The organism is Terrisporobacter muris (assembly GCF_024621905.1).
In the GTDB taxonomy this organism is placed as follows: Bacteria; Bacillota; Clostridia; order Peptostreptococcales; family Peptostreptococcaceae; genus Terrisporobacter; species Terrisporobacter muris.
On record NZ_JANKBY010000244.1, the window covers coordinates 1 to 5,689 of the forward strand.

The window sequence follows — 5,689 nt, forward strand, 5'->3', positions numbered from 1 at the left end:
AGCAATACAAATTAAAGTTGTTTGATATTTTCAAATTATTATTGTATAATAAATTCGTACCAAACAATGGATTAGGAAAATGTTTTTACAAGGTAGGAAAATGATTTTATGTAAAACATTTTTGAAATATATACAATTAGAGAGGGAATGATTAATATGTTAAAAGTTACTTTAAATGATGTAAAAAAAGCTCAAGAAACTATTAAAGGTGTAGTTAAAGAAACTCCTGTTTTAGAGAGTAAAACTTTAAGTGAGATGACAGGGGCTAACGTTTTTTATAAGTGTGAAAACTTACAAAAGACAGGTTCTTTCAAAGTAAGAGGAGCTGTTAATACAATAGCAAATTTAACTGATGAACAAAAAGCAAACGGTGTCATAGCTTCGAGTGCTGGAAACCATGCTCAAGGTGTTGCATTAGGAGCACAAATGACAGGAATAAAAGCTACAATAGTAATGCCTGCTACTGCGCCTCTTGCAAAGGTTTCTGCAACTAGGGGGTATGGAGCAGAAGTTGTATTAAACGGGGAAGTTTACGATGATGCTTATGCAAAAGCTGTAGAAATACAAAAAGAAACTGGTGCTACTTTCATACATCCATTCAACAACGAATATGTAATGGCTGGACAAGGAACAATTTCTTTAGAAATATTTAAACAATTAAATAATGAAGTAGACACTATACTTTGCCCAATTGGTGGTGGGGGAATAATAGCTGGTGTTGCAGTAGCTGCAAAAGCTTTAAACCCAAATGTAAAAGTTGTAGGTGTTCAAACTGCAAATATACCTTCAATGCAAGAATCAGTAAAAAATGGGAAAGTCACAACTGCTTTTCATGCTGCTACAATAGCTGATGGTATAGCTGTTAAGACTCCAGGAGATGCTACTTTTGAAATAATAAAAGAATTAGTTGATGAAGTAATAACTGTAACTGAAGAAGAAATAGCGCAAGGAATGTTATTCTTATTAGAACATCAAAAAATAGTTTCTGAAGGTGCTGGAGCAGTTTCAACAGCAGCTTTATTATCTAAAAAATATCAACCAGCTTCAGGGGAAAAAGTTGTTTGTATAGTTTCTGGTGGTAACGTAGATGTTAACATATTATACAGAGTTATAGGTGCAGGTTTAGCTAAAGAGGGAAGAAGATATTCATTCTCTACAATAATGACTGACAAACCAGGTGGATTCTTAGAATTAATAAAAATAATAAGCGAAAATAATGCAAACATACTAAATGCTAATCAAACTAGATTATCTTCTGGTGGAGCTATAGGGAAACAATCAGCAGAGTTCATACTTGAAACATTTGACCATGATCATATAGCTAAAATAAGAAGAGAAATAGAAGAAGCTGGATTTGAAGTAACTGAATTATAAAAATATATAGTTATTAGGGAATATAATATATAAAAAGACTATCAGTGATGATAGTCTTTTTTAAAGAGTTTTTTATTAAATATTTTTTATTATATTCCAAATGTCATTTGCAGAATCTATTAAATATTTTCCTTTATAATAATCAAGTTTTATATCATCAAAACTTTCAGCCATTTTTACAGCATTGGGTCTTTCTTGAAAGTTTCCAATGATATTGAAATCTTTATCTAAAACTACAATTAAAGGATATTTAGCACTTTCTATATTTAGAATAGGTTCTAAATATTTTTTCCCTCTAGCCATAGTAATTACAGACATATCAAAATTAGTATTTAAGTCCATAAATTTTTTTAATATAGATCCGTTTAGTTGATAATCTTGACACCATATTTCTCCAGCAACCAAAAATTTTACTTCTTTGTTGAAGTTAATAATATTATTTGTTAATTCATCATTTAAAATAATTCTTGATGAGTTTTTGGGGATTCTAGCTCTTTCACTTTTTGTACCTGTTCCGACAGAAGCTTCAAAAGAGCAACCAACCTCATATAATTCCTTTAATGTCATTTGATTCATAATTTTCCTCCTGGATTATTTACTTACATTTCCTATAACATTTAAAACATCCCATGTAGTAGCAAAAGGAGGTGCATAGCATAAATCTAGCATACCAAGCTGATCTGTTGTCATCTTCGCTGTAATTGCAGTAGCTATTACATTAGCCCTTTGAACAGCATCTTTATATCCAGCTATCTGACCACCAAGTATAACTTTTGTTTTAGCATCGTAAATTAATTTAACGAATAACTTTTCGCGTCCTGGATAGTAATGTGTTTGGTTATAATTTGTAATAAATTTAGCTTTATAATCAAGATTAAGTGACTTAGCCTTTTCCTCTGTGATACCAGTAACAGCAGCTTCCATATCTAAAACCTTGATACAGCTAGAAGCTAAAGAACCAGGGAAAGTAGAGTTAATATCACCTAAATTCTCACCTACAATTCGACCTAATTTGTTTGCGCCAGTAGCTAGAGGAGCATACATATCTTCATTAGTAACTATATTTTTTATAGTTGCACAATCTCCAGCTGAATAAATATTTTCAACAGATGTTCTACCACACTCATCCACTATTATAGCACCATTAGGTAGCATTTTTATATCTGTATTTTTTAAGAAAGAAGTATTAGGTTTTACACCTATAGCTATAACTACTAAATCGCAATCTATTTCACATTTATTAGTAATGATTTTTTCGATTTTACTGTCTCCAATGTATTTTTCGACAGTTTCACCAAGGTGTAAATGAATATTATTTTTTCTTAATTCTTCTTCTAATAAATCTGTAATTTCTTTATCAAATACTTTACTTAAAATTCTATTGCTTCTTCCAATTAAATGAATATTCTTGTTTAATTTTTTAGCAGCTTCAATGGTTTCTATGCCTATAAATCCAGCACCAATAATAACTATATTACTATTTTCTTTTTTATTTATTAAATCTTTAAGCTTTATTCCGTCATTCATATCTTTTAGCGTAGTTAAATTTTCATACGACTTATCTAAAGATGGCATAATACTACTTGCTCCAGTGGCAATCATTAATCTGTCGTAATTATCTGTAAAAATTTCTTCAGTTACTGAATCTTTTATAGTAAGAGTTTTATTTACTGTATCAACATCAATAACTTCTTTAAGTGTTTTTAAATCAATTCCAGATTCAATAAACTTTGACTTTTCTCTGGCAATCATCATATTAGAATCATGGAAAAAATCTCCTACATAGTAAGGAAGACCGCAAGCCCCAAAGGATACTATATCTGTTTTTTCATATACTACAACTTCATAATCAGGTTTTATTCTTTTTAATTTGGCAGCAGCAGACATTCCTGCAGCTACTCCGCCTATTATAACAACTTTCATTTTTATCTCCTTAGATGTAAATTATTATATTTATTTTATCATTATGATAATACCCTGAAAAGAGAGGAAATAATCTAATCACAATATTTATATAAGAAAAATATAATAATCTAGAGAGCAAATATATTATACAGGAGGAAATATATGTCTAAATATAGAGGAATAGATGTAAGTAACTGGTCAGGAACAATTGATTGGGAAAGTGTGGCTAATAGTGGTGTTGAAGCTGTCATAATACAAGCATCAGAAGGGACTTTTTATAGAGATCCTTATTTACAAGAATTTTATGATGGTGCAAGAAGAAATAATTTAAAGATAGGGTTTTATCATTTTTTTAATCCTGGATCTTCACCAACACCAGTGGAACAAGCTAGATATTTTGTTGATACAATAAGTGGTCTTCATTCAGATATTAAATTGGTATTAGACTTAGAACAGACAGGAGGTCTTGGTAATTATGAATTAACAAAGCAGGCCATAGAATTCTTAGAAGAAGTTAAAAAATTAAGTGGACTTGATGTTGCTGTTTATACTTATACAAACTTTGCACAAAATAATTTATATAAGGGAATAGGGTTGGAGAATTATCCTTTATGGATTGCACAAATTGATATAGATGCACCTCAATCAAATCCAATATGGGGAGATAAATATGCAGCATGGCAGTATTCTGATACAGGTAGAGTATCTGGTATATATACAAATACAGATTTAGATATATTTTATGAGCATATATTTTTAGATGATAAAAAAGATGTTCCAGGTATTAGAAAAGAAGAATCAAAAGATAAAAAAGTGATTTACTATACTGTACAAGAAGGAGATACATTAAGTAGTATAGCTAAAAGATATGGTGTGTCAGTGAAAGAATTAGAAAAAATTAATGGCCTTGCAGATTCTAACTTAATATACCCTGGTGAAGTGTTGAAAATTTATCCTAAAGAAAAAAGAGAAGAAAGAAAAAAAGAAGGAAGCAAATTTTATAGCACTTATATTGTAATGAGTGGTGATACATTGTCAAGCATAGCAATTAAGTTTCATACAACAGTAGATGAATTAGTCAAATTGAATGATATATCAAATCCAAATCTAATATATCCAGGAGAAATTATTAAGGTGCCAAGCGTCAAAAGAGGAGCAAGTAAATCAATTTCAAGTAAAGAATATATAAAAACTTATATAGTTAGATCTGGAGATACTCTTTATGGAATAGCTAAAAGATTCCACACTACAGTTGATAAGTTAGTTGAATTAAATGGATTATCAAATCCTAATTTAATATATCCAGGGCAAGTATTAAAAATAGAATCTTCTGGAAGAGTAAAAGACGGAGAAGGATTTAGAGATTATTATGTGGTTCAAAAAGGGGATACTTTATCAAAAATAGCTAAAAAATTTAATAAAACAGAACAGGAATTACTAGATCATAATGATATATTAAATGATAAAGATTTAGATGAAGGTCATGTAATTAAATTGAATTAATTTTAAAAAGCTATATCAGAACAATCAATTTGTTTTGGTATAGCTTTTTTTATTTATGAAATTATATTTATTTATATTTATTTATTGAACTTACTAAATGCTCTAGCTTAAATTTAGGATAAATAGGTTTTCTATTATATATTAAAGAGTTTTTTCTATATTCGTTATACTGTTCAGTCTCTTCTTCAAAATACTTATTAATTCCAATTTCCAACATATCTTCTTCATTATCAAAGTGCATATAATTTAAGTAGTCATCAATTAATGTAGGATTTTCATCTATTAAAGTTATGAACTTTTCTTGTATTACTTTTAATTGCTTTAATAGACCTTTTGTTGCTCTACTAATCTCATCATTAAGATATTTTACATCTATCACTGAATTAGTAAGATCATTCATTACACTATATTGAGCATCTCTTATTCTTCTTGTATAAACTTCTGACAAGAAAAATAATTCACCTAAAATTTTTTCTTTCTCGAAGAAGCCAGGAACTAAAAGTCTTATAGATGATAAATCAGATTTTTTATCCACAGTTAATTGAGTTCCATGATTAAATATGATTTTTAGTGGAAACTTAAGATCATCTATATTTGCTTCTTCTTTTAGAATCTCATTCTCAACAATAAATAACTTACTATTTTGAAAAATAACAAAGCTAGAATTATAGTTGTAATATAAAGTTTTTGTAGGAACTTTATCTCCGAAATTAAAACTACGAATTCCATCATTACATCGAACTACACATTCATCATTACTTAAAACAGGATAATAAAAACAATCAAACTTCATAACACATCAACCCACCCTTATAAAAAATGTATAATAAATAAAAATATATCTAATATAATTATATCATTTCTAACTAATAAATGTGAAAAATTTACCAATCATTCTAAAAAGTCA

Annotated in this window: 5 protein-coding genes; 2 read left to right on the forward strand and 3 right to left on the reverse strand. The window is 28.8% G+C overall.

The window, feature by feature from the left end; genetic code table 11:
* Positions 1 to 156: 156 nt before the first annotated feature.
* Complete coding sequence (ilvA, locus tag NSA58_RS14930) at positions 157 to 1,374, forward strand: threonine ammonia-lyase (RefSeq protein WP_039678845.1); 1,218 nt, start codon at positions 157 to 159, stop codon at positions 1,372 to 1,374.
* Positions 1,375 to 1,449: 75 nt separating this feature from the next.
* Here the strand turns inward: ilvA and NSA58_RS14935 are convergent, their stop codons facing one another.
* Entirely contained in the window at positions 1,450 to 1,950 is a 501-nt protein-coding gene (locus tag NSA58_RS14935) for a thioredoxin family protein (RefSeq protein ID WP_257560640.1), read from the reverse strand.
* A 15-nt stretch (positions 1,951 to 1,965) separates the two neighbouring features.
* Positions 1,966 to 3,297: a CoA-disulfide reductase gene (locus tag NSA58_RS14940; protein ID WP_039678848.1), complete on the reverse strand. Its 1,332-nt coding sequence runs from the start codon at positions 3,295 to 3,297 to the stop codon at positions 1,966 to 1,968.
* A gap of 144 nt (positions 3,298 to 3,441) precedes the next feature.
* Here NSA58_RS14940 and NSA58_RS14945 point away from each other — a divergent pair, with 144 nt between their 5' ends.
* A complete protein-coding gene (locus NSA58_RS14945; protein ID WP_039678849.1) occupies positions 3,442 to 4,782 on the forward strand; it encodes a LysM peptidoglycan-binding domain-containing protein in 1,341 nt (446 codons plus the stop codon).
* Between the two features lie 67 nt (positions 4,783 to 4,849).
* On the opposite strand, the gene NSA58_RS14950 is transcribed toward NSA58_RS14945, so the two are convergent.
* Entirely contained in the window at positions 4,850 to 5,575 is a 726-nt protein-coding gene (locus NSA58_RS14950; protein WP_039678850.1) for a hypothetical protein, read from the reverse strand.
* Between the last annotated feature and the right edge of the window lie 114 nt (positions 5,576 to 5,689).

Bases quoted from the DNA above. Each gene is read 5' to 3' on its own strand.
- NSA58_RS14945 (WP_039678849.1), top strand. From the start codon at position 3,442: ATGTCTAAATATAGAGGAATAGATGTAAGTAACTGGTCAGGAACAATT.
- NSA58_RS14940 (WP_039678848.1), bottom strand. From the start codon at position 3,297: ATGAAAGTTGTTATAATAGGCGGAGTAGCTGCAGGAATGTCTGCTGCT.
- ilvA (WP_039678845.1), top strand. From the start codon at position 157: ATGTTAAAAGTTACTTTAAATGATGTAAAAAAAGCTCAAGAAACTATT.
- NSA58_RS14950 (WP_039678850.1), bottom strand. From the start codon at position 5,575: ATGAAGTTTGATTGTTTTTATTATCCTGTTTTAAGTAATGATGAATGT.
- NSA58_RS14935 (WP_257560640.1), bottom strand. From the start codon at position 1,950: ATGAATCAAATGACATTAAAGGAATTATATGAGGTTGGTTGCTCTTTT.